The following is a 23,462-nucleotide window of genomic DNA, read 5'->3' as shown; positions in this document are numbered from 1 at the left end:
GTCAGGCGGCGAACAATTCCAACTGCTGTTTCTTCGGCGCGACCAGCGGTTTCAGCTCCGCCCGGTCGGTCAGCGACACCGGACGCCAATCGTCCGTGACGATGAACGGACGTATCTTCGCAATCGACACGGTCAGCCGTGCCACGTCGTCCAGCCGCAACCGCCGCCAGCGGCGTGACGCCAGAATGTTCTTGACCGCCTTCACGCCCAGGCCGGGCACGCGCAGCAAAGTCTCGCGCGGGGCGCGGTTGACGTCGACGGGAAAATGTTCGCGAAACTTCAATGCCCAGGCGAGCTTGGGGTCGATGTCGAGCGGCAGCATCCCCGTGGCGGCATCGGTGGCGGCGACGACCTCGTGCGGCTTAAATTCGTAGAAGCGCATCAGCCAGTCGGATTGGTACAGTCGGTGCTCACGCATCAACGGCGGGCGCTGCAGCGGCAGCACCGCGCTCGCGTCAGGGATCGGGCTGAACGCCGAATAATAGACCCGGCGCAGATTGAAGCGATCGTAGAGTTGCGATGCCTTACCGACGATGTCGCCGTCGGTCGCCGCATCCGCGCCGACGATCATCTGCGTCGACTGTCCCGCGGGCGCGAAGCGGGGCGCCGACTTGTATTTCGCCTTCGCGTCGCTGAGGTCCGCGATCGAAGCCGTTACTCCGCGCATCGCGCCCTCGATCCGCGCTTCGTCCTTCTCGGGCGCGAGCCGCTTCAACCCGCTCGAGGTCGGCAGTTCGACGTTGATCGAGACGCGGTCGGCATAGAGCCCGGCCTGATGCACCAGTTCGGGATCGGCGTCGGGGATCGTCTTGAGGTGGATATAGCCGCGAAAGTGATGATCTTCGCGCAGGCTCCGCGCAACCTCGACAATCTGCTCCATCGTGTAATCGGGCGAGGAGATGATCCCCGAAGAGAGGAACAGCCCCTCGATGTAATTGCGCCGATAGAAGGAGAGCGTGAGGTTCACGACTTCGGCCGCGGTAAAGCGCGCGCGCTGCACGTTCGAGCTCTTACGATTGATGCAATAATGGCAGTCGAAGATGCAGCTGTTGGTCAGCAGGATCTTGAGCAGCGAGATACAGCGACCATCGGGCGCATAGGCGTGGCAGATGCCCATCCCCTCGGTCGAACCCAGCCCCTTGCCGTCGCGGCTGTCGCGCTTCGACGTGCCCGACGAGGCGCATGACGCGTCGTATTTCGCCGCGTCAGCGAGGATCGCCAGCTTCTGTTTGACATCGAGCTGCGCCATGCGTTCGATATATGTTCGCAGGCGCTGAATGTCGAGGTGCGCACGCTCGCTTGCCGCCCCGCACGCGCTCCGCCAAGACGTTGCGCGATGCGCGACACGATCGATCGATGGACCGAACGGCTGGGCGACGAAGCGCCGTACTGGGCGCTCGCGTTCACCTGTCTCGCCGGGCTCGCGTTCAAGCTTCACTGCGGTGCCTACTGGATCGGCGGCGAGCAATATACGACCGGCTGCTACAGCGATGCGGTGCCGTTCTGGGGACTGCGCGGGGTCGCGGCAGGGCAGGTGCCGTATTTCCAGGCGCGGATGGAATATCCCGTCCTCACCGGCGCGCTGATCTGGGGCGAGGGGCCGGTCGCACGCGTCCTCGGGCTCGGTCGCCCCGACGCGGCCGATTTCCTGACCGCGGTGTGGCTGGGCAACACCGCTTTTGCCTATCTGATCCTCCACCTCATGCGTCGCGCGGGTGTCGGCCGGTTGCGCCAATATGCGTGGGCGCTGGCGCCGCCGCTCGTGCTCTACCTTGCACATAACTGGGATCTGCTCGCCGCGAGCCTCGCGGTCGCTGCCGTGCTCGCGGCGCGGCGCGGGGAGGACGTGCGCGCCACCGCGCTCGCGGCACTCGGCGGCGCGGCCAAGCTGTTCCCGCTGCTGCTGTTGCCGCTTCTGGGGCTCCGCGCGCTGTTCCGGCGCGGCGCCGGGGCCGGCAGCAACGTCATGCGCGCCGTGTTGCTCGTCGTCGTCGCGATCGCTGCCTGGGGCGCGGTCAACCTGCCCGTCGCCGCCACCGCCTTCACCAACTGGAGCGAATTCTACGCCTTCTCGCAGCAGCGCAGCGGTACCGCGGCGAGTGTTTGGGAGCTCGCGAACACGTTCGGCTGGTACCCAACCGACATTCCGGCGCGGAACCGGCTCGCACTGATCGCCTTCGCGCTCGGGGCGGCCGCGATCCTGCTCGCTGGCTGGCGCCGGCATGGCCGGCAGCCGTGGGTGCTGTTCACCCCCGTGCTCGCGTGGTTCCTGCTCACCAACAAGGTGTGGTCGCCACAATTCGACCTGTGGCTGTGGCCGCTGCTGGTGCTGACCGCGACGCGGGCGCGGCCGCTCGCGTTGTTCCTGCTCGGTGATGTGCTCGCCTATTTCGCGGAGTTCTGGCTGTTCGCGGGCATGGAGGGCGCGTGGCCGTCGGCGACGCAGGTCGACGTCGCCACCGCCGCCGCCGTCCGCGGCATCGCGGTGTTGTGGATCATCTGGGCGGCGGTGCGCGATCCCGCACCCGCGTGGATCACGCGCCTCACCCCGCCGCGATCAGCCGTTCCGCCCGCCCCAGATCGACCGATACCAGCCGGCTGACCCCGCGCTCGACCATCGTCACCCCGAATAGGCGGTGCATCCGGCTCATCGTCACCGCATTGTGGGTGACGACCAGGTAACGCGTCCGCGTCTCGCGCGTCATGCGATCGAGCAGCGCGCAGAAACGATCGATGTTGGCATCGTCCAGCGGCGCGTCGACCTCGTCGAGCACGCAGATCGGCGCTGGATTGGTCAGGAACAGCCCGAAGATCAGCGCCACCGCGGTCAACGCCTGCTCGCCCCCCGACAGAAGCGTCAGCGATTGCAGCCGCTTGCCCGGCGGCTGCGCCATGATTTCCAGCCCCGCCTCGAGCGGGTCATCCGAGTCGATCAGTTCGAGATGCGCCTGCCCGCCATCGAACAAGGTCGTGAACAACTGCCGGAAATGCCCGTCCACCGCCTCGAACGCCGCGAGCAGCCGCTGGCGTCCCTCGCGGTTGAGCGTCCCGATCGATCCGCGCAGGCGGTTGACCGCCTGACCTAGCTCGGCGCGCTCGGCGGCGTTGCCCGCGCTCGCCGACTCCAGCTCGGCCAGCTCCTGCGCGGCGACGAGGTTGACCGGCCCCATCCGCTCGCGCTCGCGCGTCTGCCGCTCGAACGCGGCGGCTTCGGCGTCGGGCGTGCCGACATCGGTGGCCGCGAAACCGAGCCGCTCGGGCAGCACCGGGGCCGGGCATTCGAACCGCTCGCCGGCGTGGCGGCCGAGATCGACGCGTCGCGCCTCGTGATGGTCGGCGCGCGCCGCAGCCCCCGCGCGCGCCTCGCGTGCCGCCGCCAGAAGCTCGCCCGCGCGCCTTGCCTCCGCTTCCCGCTCGCGCAGCGCGCGGTCGCCGGCCTGTTCGTCGCGCGCGAGGCGGTCGGCATCGGCGCGTGCCGCTCCGTGTGCCTCCTCGGCAACGGTCACCGCATGCGCCAATCGCGGGATCGTGGGCGATAGCAATTCCAGTTCGCGCGCGACTTCGGCGTCGCGTTTCACCATGTCGGCGATCCGCCGCGCGGCATCGCCCGCGCGTGCGCGCCAGCTCTTGGCATCGCCCTGCGCACCCGCCAGCCGCTCGCGCAGCACCGCTGCCTGCCGTTCGCCCGCCTGCCGCGCCGCTCGCGCGATATCGACTGCCTGCCGCCGCGCCGCATCCTCGTGCCGCAGGCCCGCAACGCCGCGCGCGGTCGCGCCGGTGTCGGGAAGCGCCGCCACCGCGGCCGCGGCGATCGCGACGTCGCTCGCGGCCTCGTCGCACTCGCGCGCCGCGCGCGCCTCGCGCTCCGCTGCATCGGCGCGCTGGCCCGCGATCCGTTCCAGCATGACGTCGGCACGCGATTGGCGCGCCTGCGTCTCGCGGATCGTCGCGTCCGCCTGCGCGATTGCCGCGCGCGCCTGCCCTGCATCGCGCTGCGCCGCCGCGATCGCCTCGGTTACCGCGGCGAGCGCCACTGCCGTCCGCTCCGCCGCCGCGCGCGCGTCAGGCAGCGCCGCCTCGATCGCCGCCAACCGGTTCTGCCGCTCGAGCCGCTCCGCCGCCGCGATCCCGCCCCCGGTCGCGATCAGCCCGTCCCAGCGTCGCATCGCCCCGCCACGCGTCACCACGCGCTGCCCGACCGCGAGGTTGCGCCCGTCGTCGGCGTCGACCACGAACACCTGCGCCAGCCGCCGTGCCATCGCATCGGGCGCCGAGACATAGCGCGACAGCGGCTCGACACCGGCCGGCGCGGCGGGATCGTCGTCCAGCATCGCCGCGCCCTGCCAGCGGGCCGCGGCACCCGCGTCGAGCCCGACGTCCAGATCGTCGCCCAATGCCGCCGCCAGTGCGCGCTCATAACCGGATGTGACGGTGACGAGATCGAGCATGCGGTGACGCGTGCCGCCGCGGTGGAGCGCGCGCGACAAGGTGGCCGCCTCGGCTTCGAGCGCGACCCGCTCGGCCTGCGCGGCGGCGCGTTCCCGTTCGGCGACGTCCCTGCGTTCGGTTGCCGCGCGTACCGTCTCCTCCGCCGCGCTCAGCGCGGCGAGCGCACGTTCCCGCACGTCGCGCGCGCGCGCTTCCGCCGCCACTGCCGCCTCGTGCTCGGCCACGATCGGTTCGCCGTGTGCGACCGCCGCGATCGCTGCCGCCGCGCTGGTCCGCTCGCGCTCGGCACGCGTCAGCCGCGCCTGCGCCTGTTGCAGCGCCGCGTGCGAGACCCGCGCATCGGCCTGCTCGCTCGCCTGCGTCGCCAGCGCCTGCGCCAACGCCACTTCCGCGTCGCGCCCCGCGCGCTCCGCCGCGCTCAACGCCGCCTCCAGCACCGGTAACGCGCGCTCGGCGTCGGCGAGCGCGCGCTCCAGCCCTTTAGTGTCCGCCGCCAACGCCGTCAGCGCCGCCGCGGCGTCGTTCGCCAGCGCACCCTCGCGCGCGCGGTCCTCGGCGATCCGCGCGCGGGCCTGATCCAGTTCGCTGAGGCGTCGCCCGGCCGCGGCGGCATCGTCACGCGCTGCCGCGAGCGTCGCAGCGGCGTCGCTGGCCCGGTCGCGTGCGGCGAGCGCGTCGGCACGCAGGACCGCGGCGGCCTTGATCGCTGCCTCTTGCGCCGCCGCGGCGGCATCGTGTGCTACTTGCGCGGTTGCCGCGCCCGCCTCCGCCGCGCGTGCGTCGTCGCGTGCCGCGACCGCTACGCGATCCGCCTCGCGCCAGCGCGCGAAGATCGTTCGCGCCTCCGCCACGCGGATCGCGTCGGACAGCGCGCGGTACCGCTCCGCCGCGCGCGCCTGTCTCCGAAGCGTCCCCGCACGCGCGTCGGTGTCGGCGATCACCGCGTCGAGCCGTTCGAGGTTAGCCTCGGTCGCGCGCAGCCGCGCCTCGGCATCGCGGCGGCGGACGTGGAGCCCCGCGATTCCTGCTGCCTCTTCCAGCATCGCGCGCCGGTCGGCGGGCTTGGCCGCGATCACCGCGCCGATTCGGTTCTGGCTGACGAGCGCGGGGCTGTGCGCGCCGGTCGCTGCATCCGCGAACAGCAATTGCACGTCCTTCGCGCGCACGTCGCGCCCGTCGATCCGGTAGGCCGAGCCCGCGCCGCGCTCGATCCGGCGGACGACCTCCGCTTCCTCGCCCGCGTCGGTATCGAGCAGGATCGACACCTCGGCGAAATCGCGCGGGGGCCGCGTCGCGGTGCCCGCGAAAATCACGTCCTCCATGCCTGCGCCGCGCAGCGAACGGGCGGAATTCTCCCCCATCGTCCAGCGCAGTGCTTCGAGCAGGTTGGACTTGCCACAGCCGTTCGGCCCGACCACGCCGGTCAGCCCGGGCTCGATCACGAGGTCGGCGGGGTCGACGAAGCTCTTGAACCCCGTCAACCGCAGCCGCTTGATCTGCACGCGCGCTTCCCCCGGCGCGCTACCGGGCGGTTACGCGCCCGCGGTCTTGAGCGCGCCCTCGACCCCGTCCCACGTCACGACATTGTCGAGCTTCTTGCCGTTCAGGAAGAACGTCGGCGTTCCCTGCACGCCCTTCTCGGTGCCGGCGTCCATGTACTTGGTCAGCGCTTCGATCTGCTTCTCGTCGGTCAGGCACGCGCGTGCTTGCGCCTCGGGAATGCCGCGCTGCTTGACGAAATCGATGAAGCCGAGCTTTTCCGCCCATGCGGTGAACATCACGGCCGGCGGCTTGCCCTGCTGCGCCTGCTGGAACGCGCCCGCGTCCTCCATCTTGGGCAGGATCGTCGGCTGCGCGGCGAACATCTCCTCCAGCAGCGGGAAGAACGGCTGCGTACCGCCGCAGCGGCCCAGCAGCGCGGGCGGGAAGTCGGGTGCGCCGTGGACCAGGAATTCGCGGAATTCGTACGAGACCTTCCCGGTCTTGACGTAATTGTCCATCAGCGGACGCATGCCGGTGTTGGCGAACGCGCCGCACGTCGGGCACAGCCGCGAGCCATATTCGACCAGCTTCAGGGTCGCGTTGGGATTGCCCGCGACGAACCCGCCCTCGGGCGTCTGCGACACCGTCTGCGTCCAGTCCTGCCCGGCGGGAGCAGCGGCGGCCTTGACCGAACCGGCGGGCGCGCTCGGCGCGTCGTTGCTGCCGCCGCAGCCGGTCATCAGCGCCAGCGCGCCGGCGAGAAGTGCGATACGCTTCATGGTCAACTCCACTTGCTTGTTCGGGCTTGCTTATCGGGCGCCGGCGGCGCGCAGCATCGGCTGCAACTGGGCCCAGGTCACCGTCTGGATCATCTTGCCGTTCACGATGAACGCGGGCGTTCCCGCCGCCGCCTCGGTCGATTGCGAGACCTTGAGCGTCGCGTTCATCGCATTCTCGTTCGCGAAGCACGCCTCGATCGCAGCGGGCGTCACGCCCGCCTCGCGCGCGATCGCGGTCAGCCCGGCGCCGTCGGCCAGCGCGCGTAGCTGCGCGGCCTGGGGATAGGTCGCGACGCGTGCGCCATTCGCCTGATCCCATTCGATCGCGCGGTCGATCCACTCGCGCTGGCGGGCGAGGAATGCCGCATGTACCGCCGGGAACGCCGCTGGCCCCGCACAGCGCGCGAGCGTCGCGGCCGCGAGGTCGATCTTGTCGTGCAACTGGTTGCGCAACTCGATTGCCAGCGTGCCCGACCGTACCATCGCCTTGATGCTCGCGTCCGATTTGGCGGCGAAATGCGCGCAGTGCGGGCAAGTGTAGCTCAGGATCTCGACCAGCCGCACCCGCGCCTTGGGATTGCCGATCAGATAACTGCCGGTTGCCACCGGTGCGGCGACCGAAGTCCACGCGCGCGGGGCGGCGGCCGTGGGGGAGGCGGCGAACAACGCCGCGGCGATGAGGGGCAGGATCGTCTTCATTTCACCTGGGGCAGCGCGGGACGGTTGGCGACACCCGAGGCAAGCGCCTCCAGCACCGCTTTCAACTCGGGATCGGCGATCGCTTTCAGGCTCGCGCCCAGTTCGACCGGGGCAGGCGCGAGTTCGGGCAAGGTCCGGCGGGGTGCGCGCTTGGTGATCTCGCCCTGACGGATCGTGACCCGCGCGACCGCGTGATAACCGAAGAAGCGGTTCACCCGCTCGGTGATCTCGGGGATCACGTGCTGCATCATCACCGCGTGCGCACCGCGGCAGGTCAGCGTCAGCGTGCCGTCCTGCTTCTTGCCCATCGGAAAGCGGATCGATTCGGGCGAACTCACCGCCGCCAGCCGCTCGCCGACAATCTCGGGCCAGCGCGAGACCACCGCCGACTGGACGAAGCCGAAGCGCCGGAACGCCGCGCCGCCGATCGCGGGCAGCAGCTCGGACACGGCGCGCGACCGGTTCTGGCGCTCGGGCGGGGAAAGGGGGGCGCGCGGGCGCTTGCTCATCCGCCCGCCCATGCCATAGCGAACGCGTGGACGCCAAGGATTCGATCGCACCCCCCGCCGATGGTCCTGCCGATCCCCGCGCGGTCGCGCCCGCGCTGCTCGACTGGTACGATCGCCACCGTCGCGACCTGCCGTGGCGCGCCCGACCCGGCGAGATGCCCGATCCGTACCGCGTCTGGCTGTCGGAGGTGATGCTCCAGCAGACCACCGTCGCGACCGTCCGTCCCCGTTTCACCGCATGGGTCCAGCGGTGGCCGACCTTCGCCGATCTCGCCGCCGCCGACGAGGCCGACGTGATGGCGGCCTGGGCCGGCCTCGGCTACTATGCCCGCGCGCGCAACCTGCTCGCCGCTGCGCGCGTCATCGCCGCCAACCATAACGGTCGACTGCCCGAAACCGAAGTAGTGCTGCGCCGCCTGCCGGGCTTCGGCGCCTACACCGCCGCCGCGGTCGCCGCGATCGCGTTCGGGGAGCGCGCGGTGGTGGTCGACGCCAACGTCGAGCGCGTGGTCACCCGCCTGTTCGCGATTTCGACCCCGCTGCCGAACGCCCGCCCTGCGATCCGCGCCGCGACCAACACGATCACCCCCAACGCCCGCGCTGGCGATTTCGCGCAAGCGATGATGGACCTGGGCCAGGCGGTCTGCACTGTTCGCCGCCCCCAATGCCTGCTCTGCCCGCTGGTCGCGCATTGCGCCGCGCACGCGCGGGGGGAGCCCGAGCGCTACCCGGCCAAGAAACCAAAGCCCGACCGCCCGCACCGCCACGGCACGATCTTCTGGCTGACCCGCGAGGGCGCGAACGGCAGCGAGGTGCTGCTCGTCCGCCGCCCCGATCGCGGCCTGCTCGGCGGGATGCGCGCTCTGCCGACCGGCCCGTGGGAGCAGGATCCTCCCGGCCTCGCCGGCGCGCCCGCCGACACGTGTTGGCGCGCACTCAACACGCAGGTCAGCCACGGCTTCACCCACTTCACGCTCGATCTTGCGCTGGTGACGGGCGAAGCGCATGGCACGGTACAAATCGGCGAATGGTGGCCGGTCGCGTCGCTCGGCGAAGCCGGTCTGCCGACCGTCTTTGCCAAGGCGGCGCGTGCGGTGATGGGCGGGGTGGAGGCAGGATGACGCTGGTTCGTTGGATGCGTGGACGCGCCGGGGTGGCGGCGGGAAGCGCGATGCTCGCGCTCGTGGCCGGGCTGACGGTGGCGCGCGAGGCGTCGTCGCAGGCGAACCCGCGCGCCGACGCTGCCACGCGTCAGCCCGCGATTCCACGCCCGCGGATGCCGGTCCCGACCGGCGGGACGCTCGGCCGGATATTCCTGCCCGAGACGCAGGCTCTGTTCGACCGTCTCGTCGCGACGAACCGCGCGCCAGGCGTCGCGGGCGCGTTCGGTCACGGCGACGGGCCGACGCTGTATCTCTCCGCCGGGCGTATCGCGACCGATGCGACCGCCCCGGCCGCCGGTCCCGACACGCTGTGGCGCGTTTATTCGATGACCAAGCCGATCACGGGGATGGCCGCGATGCTGCTGGTGCAGGACCGCCGCATCGCGCTCGACGACCCCGTCTCGAAGTACATCCCGGCGTTCGCGTCGATGCGCGTCCTAACCCACCCCGATACCTCGCTCGAGACGGTGCCGGCAACGCGCCCGATCACGATCCGCATGCTGCTGACGCATTCGGCGGGGCTGAGCTACAACATCCTGGCTAAGGGCCCGCTGCTGAAGGAAACCGAGCGGCTCGGCGTCGTCCCCGCGCAGGTCAACGCCGAGGTCGAGCGCGAGGCGCGCCGCACGCGACCGACTAGCCTGCTCGCCTTCGCCGATCGCGCCGCGCAACTGCCGCTGATCGCGCAGCCGGGCACGAAGTGGAGCTATTCGATCGGGCTCGACGTGATGGGCGCGGTGATCGAACGCGCGAGCGGCATGTCGTTCGAACGGTTCGTCCAGACGCGTATCCTCACGCCGCTTCGCATGACGTCGACCGGCTGGCAGGTACCCGCCGGCGAGCAGCGGCGGTTCGCCACGCTCTACGTCGCCGCCGCCGGTCGTTTGATGCCGTTCGATCCCGCCGCGACGTCGCCGTACCTCGACCCGCCGAGCTTCGCGTATGGCGGCGCGGGGCTGGTATCGACGGCGCGTGATTACGACCGCTTCCTCCACATGATCCAGAACGGCGGAACGCTCGACGGCGTCGAGGTGATGAAGCCCGAGACGGTGCGGCTCGCGACCTCCAACCTGCTGCCCGCGGGCGTCACCTTCACCGGTTATACGCCGGGGACGCAGAAGGGCGCGGGCTTCGGCGCGGGCGGGTTCGTGCAGATCGAAGACGTGCCCGGCGGCGCGGCGCGCGGCACCTATAGCTGGAGCGGGGCGGCCAATACGATCGCGTTCGTCAACACGATCGACAAGACCCGCGGTACCGCGATGACCAACATCTTCCCGCCCGGCAGCCTCAACCTCGCCGAACAGGTCGGGGTGACATTGCGCCGCGATGCCGCCACCCGCGCCGCGCAGCAGCGCCGCCCGTGAGTGCGGTGCTGACCCCCGGCTTCACCGGCGGCACGCTCGATCGAGCCGACGCGTTGCGCCATGACGAAGCGGCGATCGCCGCCGCGATCGGCAACTGGCAGGCGCGCCTGCTGGTGCTCCACGATTGGGAGCCCGAGGTGACCGACGACGGCCGCCTCGGTTGGACGATGCTGACCGAGGCGCCCGACGACGCCGAATTCGTGCTGCTCGGGCTCGATCAGGGGCGTCCGCGATTCGCCGCGATTGTGCCGGGGCAGGGCGTGCCGCCACCGTTCCGCTCGCCGACCCTGTTCAACGCGCTCGAACAGCTTCGCCCGGGCGAGGCGGCGACGTTCGCTACCGCGCGCGCGCTGCTCGACTGGCACGCGCGCCACGGCTTCTGCGCTAATTGCGGTACTGCCACCGCAATCTTCCGCGCCGGCTGGGGGCGCAAATGCCCGAACTGCCGCGCCGAGCATTTCCCGCGGACCGATCCCGTCGTCATCATGATCGCCGAACACGACGGTCGCGCGCTGATCGGCCGCCAGCCGAGCTGGCCCGCCGGCCGCTATTCCGCGCTCGCCGGCTTTCTCGAACCGGGTGAGGCGATCGAAGAGGCGGTCCGGCGCGAGATCGGCGAAGAGGCGGGCGTCGAGGTGGGGGCGGTCCGCTACGTCGCGAGCCAGCCGTGGCCGTTCCCGTCGCAATTGATGATCGCGTGCATCGGGCAGGCGCTGACCGATCAGATCACGCTCGACGAAAACGAGTTGCAGGATGCCAAATGGGTTTCCCGCGATGACGTGCTCGCGGTGCTCGCAGGGACCGGCGACGCCTTTCTCGCGCCGCCGCCCTACGCAATCGCGCACACCCTGCTTCATGCCTGGGCGCACGAGCTGGCGTGAAACGGCGGCTGCCCCGCGTTTGACGAGGGCAGGATAAGGACGGCAGATCGGCGCTCGCACCGGGTTCGGGAGGGGCGGCCCGGGTCTAGCGAACCGTAACCGAGATGCTCGCTTGATCGAGCCGGTCCAGGATCACGCCACACCCGCACCGCTCCGCGGTTCCGCCCGCTACGCGCTTACGCCGCCGCCATCGCGGCCTCTGTCTCCGCAATCCATCCGCCGCCCAGCACGCGGTCGCCGTCGTAGAGCACCGCCGCCTGTCCCGGTGCGACGCCGTATTCGGGCGCGTCGAAGACCAAGCGGTCGCCCAGCATCCGCGCCGGCACCGGCTTTGCCATCGATCGCACCTTCGCGGTCAACGCGCCCGTCATCGGACCGAGCACGTTCATGCCATCGAGCCGCGCCGCCGCCACCGCGAGGGCGCGGCGCGGGCCGACGACGACGCGCTGCGCCTCGGGCTCGACGCGCACGACGTACAGCGGCTCGGGACTGCCGCCGATCTCGAGCCCGCGGCGCTGTCCGACGGTATAGTGGATGATGCCGCGATGCTCGCCGAGCTTGCGCCCGGCCAGGTCGACGATCTCGCCGCCCTGCGCGGCCTCGGGTCGCAGTTTCTTCACCAGCCCGGCATAGTCGCCGTCGGGCACGAAGCAGATGTCCTGGCTGTCGGGCTTCGCCGCGACCAGCAGCCCCATCTCGCCCGCGATCTCGCGCACGCGTGCCTTGGGCATATTGCCGAGCGGGAAGCGCAGAAAGTCGAGCTGCGCGGCCGTGGTCGCGAACAGGAAATAGCTCTGGTCGCGCGCCGGGTCGGCGCCGCGGTGCAGCTCCGCGCCATCCGCCCCCTCGACGCGGCGGACGTAATGCCCGGTCGCCAGCGCGTCGGCGCCCAGATCGCGCGCGAGCGCGAACAGGTCGGTGAACTTCGGCCCCATGTTGCACTGGACGCACGGGATTGGCGTGCGTCCGGCGAGATATTCGTCGGCGAAGCGGTCGACCACCTGTTCGCGAAAGCTCGTCTCGTGATCGAACACGTAATGCGCGATCCCCAGCCGGTCGCACACCGCGCGCGCGTCGCGGATGTCGCGCCCGGCGCAGCACGCGCCCGCGCGCTTGGTCGCCTCGCCGTGGTCGTAGAGTTGCAGCGTCACGCCGATCGTCTCGACCCCCGTCCGCGCGGCAAGGGCGGCGACGACCGAGCTGTCGACTCCGCCCGACATCGCGACGACGATGCGCCGCGCGCCCGGCGGCAATTGGAATTCGGCGAGTTCGTGCATGCCGCTCTTTATAAGCGGTTCGTCGCGCGATCGCCACTCGGCGCCGCAAAGCGGGGCCCGGGCTTTACCGCTCCTTCAATATCTCGTGGCTAATCGGACCTGTAACGATCGACCATCATGAGACGCCATGCGTGACGACCCAGCCATACAGTGCCGCCACCACCCCGTTCCGCGCCGCCGCCTCGCGCACCGCGCGCTCGCCGACCGCGGCACGCGCGCACGCGATCGACGCGACGCGGGTGGAGGCGACGCGGTTGTCCCCGCTGACGGGCAGCTTCGATCTGCCGACCGCTGCCGCGGTATCGTCGTGGCGCCAGCCGTGAAGACCCTGTTTACCGCGCCGCTTTAAGTACCGTTCAAGGCCATCACCCTAAAAGGGTCGCACGATGGAACGGGGGCGAAGGCCCCCAGTCGAGGTTTAGGAATGATCGAGAACCAAAAGATTCGTCCCGCAAAGGTCATCGGTCCGCTCGGCGAGCCGCTGACGCTGGACACGCTTCCCCCGGCGGACACGACGCGCTGGGTGGTGCGTCGCAAGGCGGAGGTGGTCGCCGCGGTGAACGGCGGTTTGCTGTCGGTCGATGACGTCTGCCAGCGCTACGGCCTGACGGTCGAGGAATTCGCGGGATGGCAGCGCGCGATCGACCGGTCGGGGATGCCGGGGTTGCGGGTCACGCGTATTCAGCACTACAAGTCGCTGTACGAACGCCAGCAGAAATTCTGAGCTTAGGTTTCGGCAGCGGAACAATGTTTTGGCGTCGCGCGTCTCTCCCCCAGTGCCTGCTTTGGGCGATCAACGAAGGGGAGTGTTTGCGATGAACCTCATCATTTGGCTTATTGTCGGCGGTGTGATCGGTTGGCTCGCCAGCATCATCATGCGCACCGATGCGCAGCAGGGTATCTTCCTGAACATCATCGTCGGCATCGTCGGCGCGTTCCTCGGTGGCCTGATCTTCACCGGCGGCTCGATCAACAATGCCCCGCTGACGCTGTACACCTTCCTCGTGTCGCTGCTGGGCGCGGTCGTCCTGCTTGCGATCGTCAACCTGTTCCGTCGCGGCCGCGTGCGTTAATCGCACCGCCCAACGGTAACAGCGGAACGGCCGCCCGAGCGATCGGGCGGCCGTTTCTCGTTATTTCAGGACGAAGCGGACGTTGATCGTCGCGGTGACGTCGGTTTCGCCCGGCAGCACCTGCGTCGCAGCCGCACTGTCCGCTGCCATCGTGCGGACGCGGAACATGACCGGCGGTTGCGGTTGTCCGCCGTCATTCTCGCCCGCTTCGGTGATCGACAGGATGCGATCGACCCGCAGCCCCGCCGCCTGCGCGTAGAGTGACGCGCGCGCCTGCGCCCGCTTCACCGCATCCGCGCGCGCCGCATCCAGCGCGGCGTCCGGCTGCGACAGCGACAATGCCGGCCCGTCGATCTGATTGGCGCCCGCCTTCACCAGCGCATCGAGCACCGCGCCGCTTCGTGCAACGTCGCGGAACTTGACCGACACGCTGTTGCTCGCCTGATAGCCGGTGACGACCGGCGGCTGGTTATCGGCGTAGCGATATTGCGGTTGCAGCGAGACATTGCTGGTCGACAGGTCGCGCGACTGGATGCCTGCCGATTTCAGGCTGGCGATCACCTGCGCCATGCGCGTCGCATTTTCCTGCGTCGCGGCTGCCGCCGTCGTGCTCTGCGTCACCACGCCCGCGCGGATCACCGCCTGATCGGGCGCTCGCGTGACGCGACCGGTCGCATTCACCTCCAGCACCGTGCCGTCGACCGGCGTCGCCGGTACCTGCGGCGCCTGCGCCACCGCGAGGGCCGGCATCACGGCCGCCATGCCGATGAACCCCGCGCACAACCCTGAACCAATCCGCATGTCTCAACATCTCCCGTTCGTTAACCCGTCCTCGTCTAGGGCGGTTCGCACAACATAAGCTGAATGACGCGCGGGCTTGCGCGTGGTGACGTAGCTGGATAATACAGCAGCGGGTTGAGGGATAAATAGCGCGCATGACGTACGAGCCGGGCACTTTGGAGGGCGAGCGGCTGCTCTTGGCGGATGAGCGGCCACGGCGGCGTCGGCGCTGGATCATCGCGGTGCTGGTAGTGCTCGCGCTCGTCGGCGGCTGGTTCGTCTTCAAGCACGAAAAGGCGCCCGCGGCCGCCGCCGGATCGTCGGACTCGGGCGCGCCCAACGTCACGGTGATCGTCCCCGGTAGCCAGGTCGTCGACCGCACCGTCAGCGCGACGGGCACGCTCGCGGCCCGGCGCGAGATGCCCGTCGGCGTCGCGGGCGAGGGCGGCATGGTGTCGCGCGTGCTGGTCGAGCCGGGTCAGTGGGTCAAGGCGGGGCAGGTGCTGGCAACCGTCGACCGGTCGGTCCAGGCGCAGACCGCCGCGAGCCTCGCCGCGCAGATCGGTGTCGCGCAATCCGACCTGACGCTCGCCCAGGCCGAGCTAGAGCGCGCGCAGAGCCTCGTCGATCGCGGCTTCATCTCGAAGGCGGACGTGCAGCGCCGGATCGCGACGCGCGATGCCGCCGCCGCGCGCCTGCAGGTGTCGCGCGCGGCGTTGTCTGAACAGCGGGCGCGGAACGCACGGCTCGATATCCGCGCGCCGGCCGAGGGGCTGGTGCTGACGCGCGGAGTCGAACCCGGCCAGATCGTCAGTTCGGGCTCGGGCGTCCTGTTCCGCATGGCGAAGGGCGGCGAGATGGAGATGCGCGCGCAATTGTCGGAGGGCGATCTCCAGGCGATCCGCGCCGGTTCGCGCGCGATCGTGACCCCGGTTGGCGACACGCGCCAGTTCAGCGGGCAGGTGTGGCAGGTCGCCCCCGTCATCGATCCGCAGACGCGGCAGGGGATCGCGCGGATCGCGCTGTCGTACAATCCGGCGCTTCGTCCCGGCGGGTTCGCCTCCGCGTCGATCACGGCCAATGCGGGCAGCGCGCCCGAGTTGCCGCAATCTGCGCTCCAGAGCGACGAGCAGGGCAATTACGTCTACGTCATCGACCAGCAGAACAAGGCGCAGCGCCGCAACGTGACGCTGGGGCCGGTCGACAACAATCGGGTCGCGATCGCGACCGGGCTGTCGGGTAACGAGCGCGTGGTGCTGTCCGCGGGCGCATTCCTCAATCCCGGGCAAAAGGTGACGCCGATCCTGCGCCGCCAGGGGAGCTGACGAACCATGGGTTTCCGCAACATCTCGGCCTGGTCGATCCGCAACCCGGTGCCGTCGATCGTCCTGTTCCTGATCCTGACCGTGATGGGCGTGGTCAGCTTCGTCCGCATGGACATCAACCAGCAACCCGACATCGACTTCCCCGGCGTGATCATCTCGATCAACCAGCCGGGCGCGGCGCCGAGCGAGCTGGAAACCCAGGTGACGCAGCGCGTCGAGGCGGCGGTACGCAGCCTGGAGGGGATCGACGAGATCAACTCCTACGTCAGTGAAGGCGATTCGACCACGGTGGTGCAGCTCGCGATCGGCACGCCGGTCGACCGCGCGGTCAACGAGGCGCGCGACGCGATCACGCAGATCCGCGCCGATCTGCCCGACGGCATCACCGAGCCGCAGGTCAGCCGCATCAAGGCGAACGACTTCAATCTCGGCAGCTACACCGCGACCGGCACCGACATGTCGATCGAGGATCTGAGCTGGTACATCGACAATACGGTGGCGAAGGAGCTGCTGTCGGTGTCGGGCATGGGCAGCGTGACGCGCAACGGCGGCGTCGACCGCGAGATTCGCGTGATCCTCGATCCCGCCAAGCTCGCCGCGCAAGGGCTGACCGCCAGCCAGATCAACCAGCAGCTTCGCCAAGTGAACCTGAATGCGCCGGGCGGGCGCGCGGAGATCGCGGGTGCCGAACAATCGGTGCGTGTCATCGGCAACGCCGACACCGCGTATCAACTCAGCCAGACGCAGATCAACGTCGGCGGCGGGCGCACCATCCGCTTGGCCGATATCGCGACGGTGCGCGATCTCTACGGCGAACGTCGCAGCGCGGCGGCGGTCGACGGGCGCTCGGTCATCTCGTTCGATTTCAAGCGCGCGAAGGGTGCCTCGGACGTCACCGTGTTCCGCGAGGCGAAGGCAAAGCTCGAGGCACTCGAGAAGCGCAATCCCAAGGTGCAGTTCCGCCTGCGCGTCGACGGTTCCGAATACGCGCTGGTCCAATACAAGGCCGCGATCCACTCGATGATCGAGGGCGCGCTGCTCGCGGTCCTCGTCGTGTTCCTGTTCCTGCGCGACTGGCGCGCGACCTTCATCGCCGCGCTCGCGATTCCCCTGTCGGCGATCCCCGCCTTCTGGTTCATGGACATGCTGGGCTTCACGCTCAACAACATGACGATGCTCGCGCTCAGCCTGGTGGCGGGCGTGCTGGTCGACGACGCGATCGTCGAGATCGAGAACATCGTGCGCCACATGCGGATGGGCAAATCCGCGTTCCAGGCCTCGATCGACGCGGCCGACGAGATCGGGCTCGCGGTGCTCGCGACCACGATGGCGATCGTCGCGGTGTTCTTCCCCGTGGGCCTGATGCCCGGCATCTCGGGGCAGTTTTTCAAGAATTTCGGCCTGACCGTCGTCGTCGCGGTGTTGATGAGCCTCGCGGTCGCGCGTCTGATCACGCCGATGATCGCGGCCTATTTCCTCAAATCCTCGGGCCATGCGGAACACGGCGGCGGGCGCTGGCTCGACATCTATCAACGCGTGCTGGTGTGGACGCTGGGCGAGGGCAAGGCTCCTGCCGCGCGCGCGCAGGGTCGCATGCGCCGCGGCTTGCGCTATCTGCGCGATCACCGCGTCTGGACGGTCGGGATCGGCGCGCTCGCCTTCGCGCTGACGCTGTTCCTATTCACGCAGATCCCGATGACGTTCCAGCCGGCGCAGGACCGCGACCGCAGCGTCGTCACCGTGACGATGCCCCCGGGCGCGACGCTCGAGACGACGCAGGCGGTGGTCGAGCAGGTCGACGAACTGATGCACCGCCAGCCGCTGGTGGAAAGCGTCTACGCGACGACCAGCGTTGGTTCGGGCCGCCTCGTGCTGCAATTGAAGAAACCGCGCGACAAGACCTCGACCGAGTTCGAGCGCGAGCTGACGCCGCAGCTCGCCAAGGTCGCCGACGCGCGCGTGAATTTCGAATCGCAGTTCGGTTGGGGCGACAACAATCGCGATCTGTCGGTGACGCTGGCGGGCGATGATCCCGAACAATTGCGCCAGACCGCGGACACGCTGGTCAAGCAGATGGCAGGGGTCCGCGGCGTCGTCGCGCCGCGGATCGCGGGCGACCTCAAGCGACCCGAGATACAGATCCGTCCGCGGCTCGACCTCGCTGCCAATCTGGGGGTGACGACCGCCGCGCTTTCCAACGCGATCCGCATCGCCACGCTCGGTGACCTCGACCAGAACAGCGCGCGCTTCTCCTTGTCCGATCGCCAGATCCCGATCCGCGTCGCGCTCGCGCCGTCGTCGCGCTCGAAGCTCGACACGATCCAGAATCTTCCGGTGGCGACCGCCAGCGGTGGTTCGGTGCCGCTCGGCCTCGTCGCGGAGATCGGGTTCGGCTCGGGCCCGACGCGCATCACCCGGCTCAACCAGCAGCGGCAGTTGACCGTCGGCGCCGATCTCGCGCCGGGCCTGGTCGCGAGCGAGGTGATGGCGAGGATCAAGGCGCTACCCGTCATGCGCAATCTGCCGATCGGCGTGCAGGAACTGCAGGTCGGTCAGGCGAAATGGCAGATGGAGATGCTGGTCAACTTCGTCTTCGCGGTCCTCGCGGGGGTGTTCCTCGTCTTCGCGGTGCTGATCCTGCTCTACCGCCGCCTGCTGCCGCCGGTGGTCAACATGGGGTCGCTGCTGCTCGCGCCGCTGGGTGGCCTCATCGCGCTGATCATCGCGGGGCAGCCGCTCTCGCTGCCGGTGTTCATCGGGTTGCTGATGCTGCTCGGCATCGTCGCCAAGAATTCGATCCTGCTGATCGATTTTGCGCTGGAGGAGATGCAGGCGGGCGTACCGCTTCGCGCCGCGATCATCGACGCGGGGCACAAGCGCGCACAGCCAATCCTGATGACGACGATCGCGATGGTCGCGGGCATGGTGCCGACCGCTCTGTCGCTGTCGGGCGACAATTCGTTCCGCGCGCCGATGGGCGTGGTGGTGATCGGCGGGCTGTCACTCTCGACATTGCTGACGCTCCTGATCGTGCCCGCGGCGTTCAGCCTCGCGATCGGGGCAGAGCGGCGCATCGGGCCGTGGATCGGTCGCCGTCTGCTCACGTACCGGCCGGGTGACGACGGCCGTCCGGTGATCGAGCACGACGCCCCCGCGGGTGCGTTGCCCGGTACCGCGGGTCGGATCGGCTATGGCGGAGAGGGCACGCATCCGGCGGAATGAGCAGCGCCGCTGTCGAGGGGCGGCGGCGAGGGCATGAACCTTCGCCCGGCTCGAGCTTTCCCCTCGCGATGACCGTTCCCGTCCGCCGCCCCCTCCCGCGCCAGCCCGTTCCTCCCGGCTTGCGGCGCATGCAGTTGATCGCGACCGGATTGCTCGTCGCGATGGCGGTGACCTTCGTCGTCACGCGTTCACTTCAGTCGCTCCACCCCGCCTGGGGGTTCGTGCGCGCGTTCAGCGAGGCGGCGATGGTCGGCGGGCTCGCCGACTGGTTCGCGGTCACCGCGCTGTTCCGTCATCCGCTGGCGCTGCCGATACCGCACACAGCGATCATTCCGCGCAACAAGGACCGGATCGGCGACCAGCTCGCGACCTTCCTGCGCGACTATTTCCTCATCCCCTCGGTCGTCGCGCGGCGGATGGCGCGGATCGACGTCGCGGGGGCGGCGGGGCGCTGGCTCGCCAATCCGCAGGGGTCTGGCGGACGCCTAGCGCGCGGTACGTCGCGCTTAGCGGTCGAGATCCTGCAGGAGCTCGACCAGGAACGCCTGGGCGGCATGGTTCGCGCGATGATGGTGGCGCGCGTCCGCGAGACCGAGGTATCGCCGATGCTCGGCCGCGCGCTCTCCGCCGCGGTGGCGGAGGATCGCCACCTGCCCGTGCTCGACAGCCTGATCGTGTGGGGGCGCGACGCGCTCCGCAGCAACGAAGCGCTCATCCGCGCGATGGTGCACGACCGCGCGGGCTCGATCCTGCGCTGGACCGGATTGGACGAGACGCTCGCCAACAAGCTCATCGACGGGCTCGACAAGCTGATCGGCGATGTCGCCGAGAACCGCGACCACCCCTTGCGCGTCCGGGCCGAGGAGGGGCTGGCCCGCCTCGCGCACGATCTGCAGCACGCGCCCGAGATGCGCGACAAGGTCGAGCGGTTGAAGATCGAACTGCTCGAGAACCCGGCGATGCAGGACTGGATCAACGGTCTGTGGGAACAGGCGCGCGCCGCGATGCTGCGGATGGCGCGCGATCCGCAGGCGCTGCTGTCGGGCAAGTTCGGCGAGGCATTGCGGCAACTCGGCGATACGCTCGCGCGCGATCCCAGGCTCGGACGCACGATCAACCGCTTCGTCCGCCGCGCGGTCGTCGGCGCGGCGGCCGATTACGGCGACACGATCGTCCGGCTGGTGTCGGAGACGGTGCGCGGCTGGGACACGCGCACCATCACCGAGCGGCTCGAGAATGCGGTCGGCAAGGATCTCCAGTTCATCCGCGTCAACGGAACGCTGGTCGGCGGGCTGGTCGGCGTGTTGATCCACGCCGTCGATGTGCTGATGTAGGTCAGAATGATTCCAGTTGCGGAACGATCGTTCACTTGAATCGCTTGTGACGTGATGAGCTTTGCCGCATGGATCGACGCATGAGCGCGGCTGCTGATTTTAACGACGATGCGGGCGTGCTGCGCTTCTCCGGCGATCTGTCGCTCGCGCAACTCGGCAACCTGCCCGATCGCCTTTCTGCACACGACGGCGCGGTTCGCGCGATCGACCTGTCGCAGGTCGAACGGATGGACACGATCGGCGCCTGGGTCATCCACCGCTTCGCGCGTGAGAAGGACACCCAGGTCGAAGGGCTGACCGGCGACAGCCGCACCTTGTTCGAACACGTCGAGGCGGCCGACCAGCCGGTGCAGATGCGCCCGACGCGCGTCACCCCGTTCCGCCGCGTCATGGGCGAGATCGGCGACGCGGTGGTGCTCGCGGGGCAGACCGCGGTCGGGCTGCTCGGCTTCATGGGCGCGACGGTCGTCTCGCTCGGCACCGTGATCCGTCATCCCAGCCGCTTCCGCTTCAACGCGGTGGTGCAGCGTTTCGAGGTCGTCGGCGTCTCTGCGCTCGGCATCATCGGGTTGATGAGCTTCCTGATCGGCATCGTCATTGCGCAGCAGGGCGCGGTGCAGCTCAGGCAGTTCGGCGCGGAAGCATTCACGATCAACCTCGTCGGCCGCATCACGCTTCGCGAACTGGGCGTGCTGATGACCGCGATCATGGTCGCCGGGCGGTCGGGCTCGGCCTTCGCCGCGCAGCTCGGCACGATGAAGCTGACCGAGGAGGTGGACGCGCTGCGCGTGATCGGCGTGTCCCCGATGGAGGCGCTGGTGCTGCCGCGCACGATCGCGTCGATCGTGTTGATGCCGCTCCTCGGCTTCTATTCCTCGGTCATCTCGATCATCGGCGGCGGCGTTCTGTGCTGGCTGTCGCTCGATATCCCTCCCGCAGCCTATGTGTCGCGCATCCGCGAGGTCGTTCCGATCACCGACCTGTTCGTCGGATTGATCAAGGCACCCGTATTCGGCGCGATCATCGCGGTCGCGGGCTGCTACCAGGGGATGCAGGTAAAGGGCGATGCCGAACAGGTCGGGCTGCGCACCACGTCGGCGGTGGTGCAGGCGATCTTCATGGTGATCGTGCTCGACGCATTCTTCGCCGTCTTCTTCGAACAGATTGGGTGGTTGTGATGGCGGACGCCGACGATCACATCATCCGCATCAAGGGGCTGCGCAACCGCTTCGGCGAACAGACCGTCCACGACGGCCTCGACTTAGAGGTCCGGCGCGGCGAGATCCTGGGCGTCGTCGGCGGATCGGGCACCGGCAAATCGGTGCTGATGCGCTCGATCATCGGGTTGCAGACCCCCGAGGCTGGCGAGGTCGAAGTGTTCGGCGAACCAACGCTCGGCCGCGACGAGACCGAGACGCTCGACATCCGCAAACGCTGGGGCGTGCTGTTTCAGGGGGGGGCACTGTTCTCGACGCTGACCGTCGCCGAGAACGTGCAGGTTCCTCTACGCGAGTTCTACCCAGATCTCGACCTCGCGCTGCTCGACGAGATCGCGTCGTACAAGGTCGTGATGACCGGCCTGCCCGCCGATGCCGGGCCAAAATACCCGGCGGAGCTGTCGGGCGGCATGCGGAAGCGCGCCGGGCTGGCACGCGCGCTCGCGCTCGATCCCGAACTGCTGTTCCTCGACGAGCCGACTGCCGGGCTCGATCCGATCGGCGCGGCGGCGTTCGATCAGTTGACGCAAGGGTTGCAGCGCACACTCGGCCTCACCGTCTTCCTGATCACGCACGATCTCGACACGCTTTACGCCATCTGCGACCGCGTCGCGGTGCTCGCCGACAAGAAGGTGATCGCGGTCGGCACGATCCCCGAACTGCTCGCGACCGACCACCCGTGGATCCAGGAATATTTCAACGGCCCGCGCGGTCGCAACGCGGTGGCGGCGCAGGAACAGGCGGGGGCAGGTCATGTGGGGCCGGGGCAGCCACGAACGGCCGATGCCGATGCCGCCGCACGTCCGACTGACGTCGCGCGGCTCGCCGACGGACAGCGCACGCAAGGCTCGTTCGCCGACAATGCGGCGCGTGGCGCGCCCGTGAGTGATGCGACGCGCACGCTCGGCCGTACCGACGCCGCGCGCACAACAGGGACCAAGTGATGGAAACGCGATCGAACCACGTCCTCGTCGGTGCCGTCGTGCTGATCCTGCTCGCGATGCTGGCGATCTTTACCGTCTGGATCGCGCGCTTCGGCGGCACGGAGGAGCGCGAGTACGACATCTTCTTCCGCCAGGCAGTCGATGGCCTCGCCAAGGGATCGTCGGTGACTTTCTCGGGCGTACCCTCGGGACAGGTGAAGTCGATCTCGCTGTGGCAGCCCGATCCACAATATGTCCGCGTCCGCGTCAGCCTGAACCAGGACACGCCGGTCTTGCGCGGCACCACCGCGACGATCCAGGGCAGCTTCACCGGCACCAGCACTGTCAGCCTCGACGGTGCGGTGAAGGGGCAGCCGCCGATCACCTGCCCCGATCCCGATCCAAACAAGGTCTGCCCGCTCGGCAAACCGGTGATCCCGACCAAAACCGGCGGGCTCGGTGCGATCCTCAATTCCGCGCCGCAGTTGCTCGAACGGCTGTCGACGCTGACCGAGCGGCTGACGGGCATGCTTTCCGATCGCAATCAGGCGTCGATCGCGGGCATCCTCGACAACACCAACCGCCTGTCCGCCGCGCTCGCCGACCGTGGGCCGGAGATTGCAGCGACGCTGGCGCAGACCCGCGTCGCGATCGCGCAGGCGGGCGTCGCTGCGGAGCAGATCGGCAATCTCGCGCAGACGACCAACGGCGTGCTCGCCAACGACATCCAGCCGACGATCCAGAACCTGAACGGCGCGATCAAATCGGCGCAGGCGAGCGCCGACACGCTCAACAGCGCGATCGGCGACGCGCGCCCGGGGCTGACCACCTTCTCGAAACAGACGATCCCGCAGATTAATCAGCTGGTCCGCGACCTGCGCGTCACTTCCGCGTCGCTGTCGGCGATCTCCGAACGCGTCGAGCAGGGCGGGGCGAGTTCGCTGATCGGCCAGCAGAAGCTGCCGGATTACAAGGGGAAATAAGC

20 protein-coding genes are annotated in these 23,462 nt (G+C 69.3%); 13 read left to right on the top strand and 7 right to left on the bottom strand.

Annotated features, from left to right (window positions below):
* Position 1: 1 nt before the first annotated feature.
* Positions 2 to 1,249 (bottom strand): putative DNA modification/repair radical SAM protein, encoded by a 1,248-nt coding sequence (locus KZ810_RS13345; protein ID WP_219769613.1) that lies wholly within the window; start codon positions 1,247 to 1,249, stop codon positions 2 to 4.
* An 87-nt stretch (positions 1,250 to 1,336) separates the two neighbouring features.
* Here KZ810_RS13345 and KZ810_RS13340 point away from each other — a divergent pair, with 87 nt between their 5' ends.
* Positions 1,337 to 2,602: a glycosyltransferase family protein gene (locus KZ810_RS13340; RefSeq protein ID WP_219769612.1), complete on the top strand. Its 1,266-nt coding sequence runs from the start codon at positions 1,337 to 1,339 to the stop codon at positions 2,600 to 2,602.
* On the opposite strand, the gene smc is transcribed toward KZ810_RS13340, so the two are convergent.
* The 4 genes from smc to KZ810_RS13320 are packed head-to-tail and all read right to left on the bottom strand — an operon-like array spanning position 2,544 to position 7,918.
* Positions 2,544 to 5,951 (bottom strand): chromosome segregation protein SMC, encoded by a 3,408-nt coding sequence (gene smc / locus KZ810_RS13335; protein WP_219769611.1) that lies wholly within the window; start codon positions 5,949 to 5,951, stop codon positions 2,544 to 2,546. The two genes, KZ810_RS13340 and smc, sit on opposite strands and share 59 nt — an antisense overlap.
* 30 nt (positions 5,952 to 5,981) lie before the next feature.
* Positions 5,982 to 6,710, bottom strand: coding sequence for a thioredoxin domain-containing protein (locus KZ810_RS13330; RefSeq protein WP_258044900.1), 729 nt, complete (start codon positions 6,708 to 6,710; stop codon positions 5,982 to 5,984).
* Between the two features lie 30 nt (positions 6,711 to 6,740).
* Positions 6,741 to 7,409: a thioredoxin domain-containing protein gene (locus KZ810_RS13325; protein ID WP_219769609.1), complete on the bottom strand. Its 669-nt coding sequence runs from the start codon at positions 7,407 to 7,409 to the stop codon at positions 6,741 to 6,743.
* Positions 7,406 to 7,918, bottom strand: coding sequence for a DUF721 domain-containing protein (locus tag KZ810_RS13320; RefSeq protein WP_373369166.1), 513 nt, complete (start codon positions 7,916 to 7,918; stop codon positions 7,406 to 7,408). The genes KZ810_RS13325 and KZ810_RS13320 overlap by 4 nt, the downstream gene beginning before the upstream one ends.
* A 26-nt stretch (positions 7,919 to 7,944) precedes the next feature.
* On the opposite strand from KZ810_RS13320, the gene KZ810_RS13315 reads away from it, so the two are divergent.
* From KZ810_RS13315 to nudC, 3 genes are read left to right on the top strand one after another with little or no spacing between them, the layout of a single operon-like run.
* Positions 7,945 to 9,039, top strand: coding sequence for an A/G-specific adenine glycosylase (locus tag KZ810_RS13315; protein ID WP_219769607.1), 1,095 nt, complete (start codon positions 7,945 to 7,947; stop codon positions 9,037 to 9,039).
* Complete coding sequence (locus KZ810_RS13310; RefSeq protein WP_258044899.1) at positions 9,036 to 10,445, top strand: serine hydrolase domain-containing protein; 1,410 nt, start codon at positions 9,036 to 9,038, stop codon at positions 10,443 to 10,445. The genes KZ810_RS13315 and KZ810_RS13310 overlap by 4 nt, the downstream gene beginning before the upstream one ends.
* A gap of 5 nt (positions 10,446 to 10,450) precedes the next feature.
* Positions 10,451 to 11,326, top strand: a complete 876-nt coding sequence (gene nudC, locus KZ810_RS13305; RefSeq protein ID WP_219769768.1) for an NAD(+) diphosphatase — start codon at positions 10,451 to 10,453, stop codon at positions 11,324 to 11,326.
* A gap of 176 nt (positions 11,327 to 11,502) precedes the next feature.
* On the opposite strand, the gene mnmA is transcribed toward nudC, so the two are convergent.
* Positions 11,503 to 12,603: a tRNA 2-thiouridine(34) synthase MnmA gene (mnmA, locus tag KZ810_RS13300; RefSeq protein ID WP_219769606.1), complete on the bottom strand. Its 1,101-nt coding sequence runs from the start codon at positions 12,601 to 12,603 to the stop codon at positions 11,503 to 11,505.
* 131 nt (positions 12,604 to 12,734) lie between these two features.
* On the opposite strand from mnmA, the gene KZ810_RS13295 reads away from it, so the two are divergent.
* The 3 genes from KZ810_RS13295 (at position 12,735) to KZ810_RS13285 (ending at position 13,676) form a co-directional block, all read left to right on the top strand.
* A complete protein-coding gene (locus KZ810_RS13295) occupies positions 12,735 to 12,926 on the top strand; it encodes a hypothetical protein (RefSeq protein WP_219769605.1) in 192 nt (63 codons plus the stop codon).
* A gap of 101 nt (positions 12,927 to 13,027) precedes the next feature.
* Positions 13,028 to 13,327 carry a CtrA inhibitor SciP gene (gene sciP / locus KZ810_RS13290; RefSeq protein WP_219769604.1) on the top strand — a complete coding sequence of 100 codons (300 nt, stop codon included), beginning with the start codon at positions 13,028 to 13,030 and terminating at the stop codon, positions 13,325 to 13,327.
* A 91-nt stretch (positions 13,328 to 13,418) separates the two neighbouring features.
* Complete coding sequence (locus tag KZ810_RS13285; RefSeq protein WP_219769603.1) at positions 13,419 to 13,676, top strand: GlsB/YeaQ/YmgE family stress response membrane protein; 258 nt, start codon at positions 13,419 to 13,421, stop codon at positions 13,674 to 13,676.
* Between the two features lie 60 nt (positions 13,677 to 13,736).
* Here the strand turns inward: KZ810_RS13285 and KZ810_RS13280 are convergent, their stop codons facing one another.
* Positions 13,737 to 14,477 carry an SIMPL domain-containing protein gene (locus tag KZ810_RS13280; protein ID WP_219769602.1) on the bottom strand — a complete coding sequence of 247 codons (741 nt, stop codon included), beginning with the start codon at positions 14,475 to 14,477 and terminating at the stop codon, positions 13,737 to 13,739.
* Positions 14,478 to 14,611: 134 nt separating this feature from the next.
* Between KZ810_RS13280 and KZ810_RS13275 the strand changes: the two genes are divergently transcribed.
* The 6 genes from KZ810_RS13275 (at position 14,612) to KZ810_RS13250 (ending at position 23,460) form a co-directional block, all read left to right on the top strand.
* Positions 14,612 to 15,781, top strand: coding sequence for an efflux RND transporter periplasmic adaptor subunit (locus KZ810_RS13275; protein ID WP_219769601.1), 1,170 nt, complete (start codon positions 14,612 to 14,614; stop codon positions 15,779 to 15,781).
* A 6-nt stretch (positions 15,782 to 15,787) separates the two neighbouring features.
* On the top strand, positions 15,788 to 19,003 hold the full coding sequence (locus tag KZ810_RS13270) for an efflux RND transporter permease subunit (protein ID WP_219769600.1): 3,216 nt from the start codon (positions 15,788 to 15,790) through the stop codon (positions 19,001 to 19,003).
* 128 nt (positions 19,004 to 19,131) lie between these two features.
* Positions 19,132 to 20,337 carry a DUF445 domain-containing protein gene (locus KZ810_RS13265; protein WP_258044897.1) on the top strand — a complete coding sequence of 402 codons (1,206 nt, stop codon included), beginning with the start codon at positions 19,132 to 19,134 and terminating at the stop codon, positions 20,335 to 20,337.
* A gap of 80 nt (positions 20,338 to 20,417) precedes the next feature.
* Complete coding sequence (locus tag KZ810_RS13260; RefSeq protein WP_219769598.1) at positions 20,418 to 21,515, top strand: ABC transporter permease; 1,098 nt, start codon at positions 20,418 to 20,420, stop codon at positions 21,513 to 21,515.
* The gene (locus tag KZ810_RS13255) at positions 21,515 to 22,498 is read left to right on the top strand and encodes an ABC transporter ATP-binding protein (protein ID WP_258044895.1); all 984 of its coding nucleotides are present in this window, start codon (positions 21,515 to 21,517) and stop codon (positions 22,496 to 22,498) included. Before KZ810_RS13260 ends, KZ810_RS13255 begins: the two co-directional genes overlap by 1 nt.
* Positions 22,498 to 23,460, top strand: a complete 963-nt coding sequence (locus KZ810_RS13250; protein WP_219769597.1) for an MlaD family protein — start codon at positions 22,498 to 22,500, stop codon at positions 23,458 to 23,460. The genes KZ810_RS13255 and KZ810_RS13250 overlap by 1 nt, the downstream gene beginning before the upstream one ends.
* Positions 23,461 to 23,462: the final 2 nt, after the last annotated feature.

This window comes from Sphingomonas citricola, from assembly GCF_019429535.1.
Lineage (GTDB): Bacteria > Pseudomonadota > Alphaproteobacteria > Sphingomonadales > Sphingomonadaceae > Sphingomonas > Sphingomonas citricola.
The sequence above is the reverse complement of the archived record's forward strand: the minus strand, read 5'-3'. Positions and strand labels throughout refer to the sequence as shown.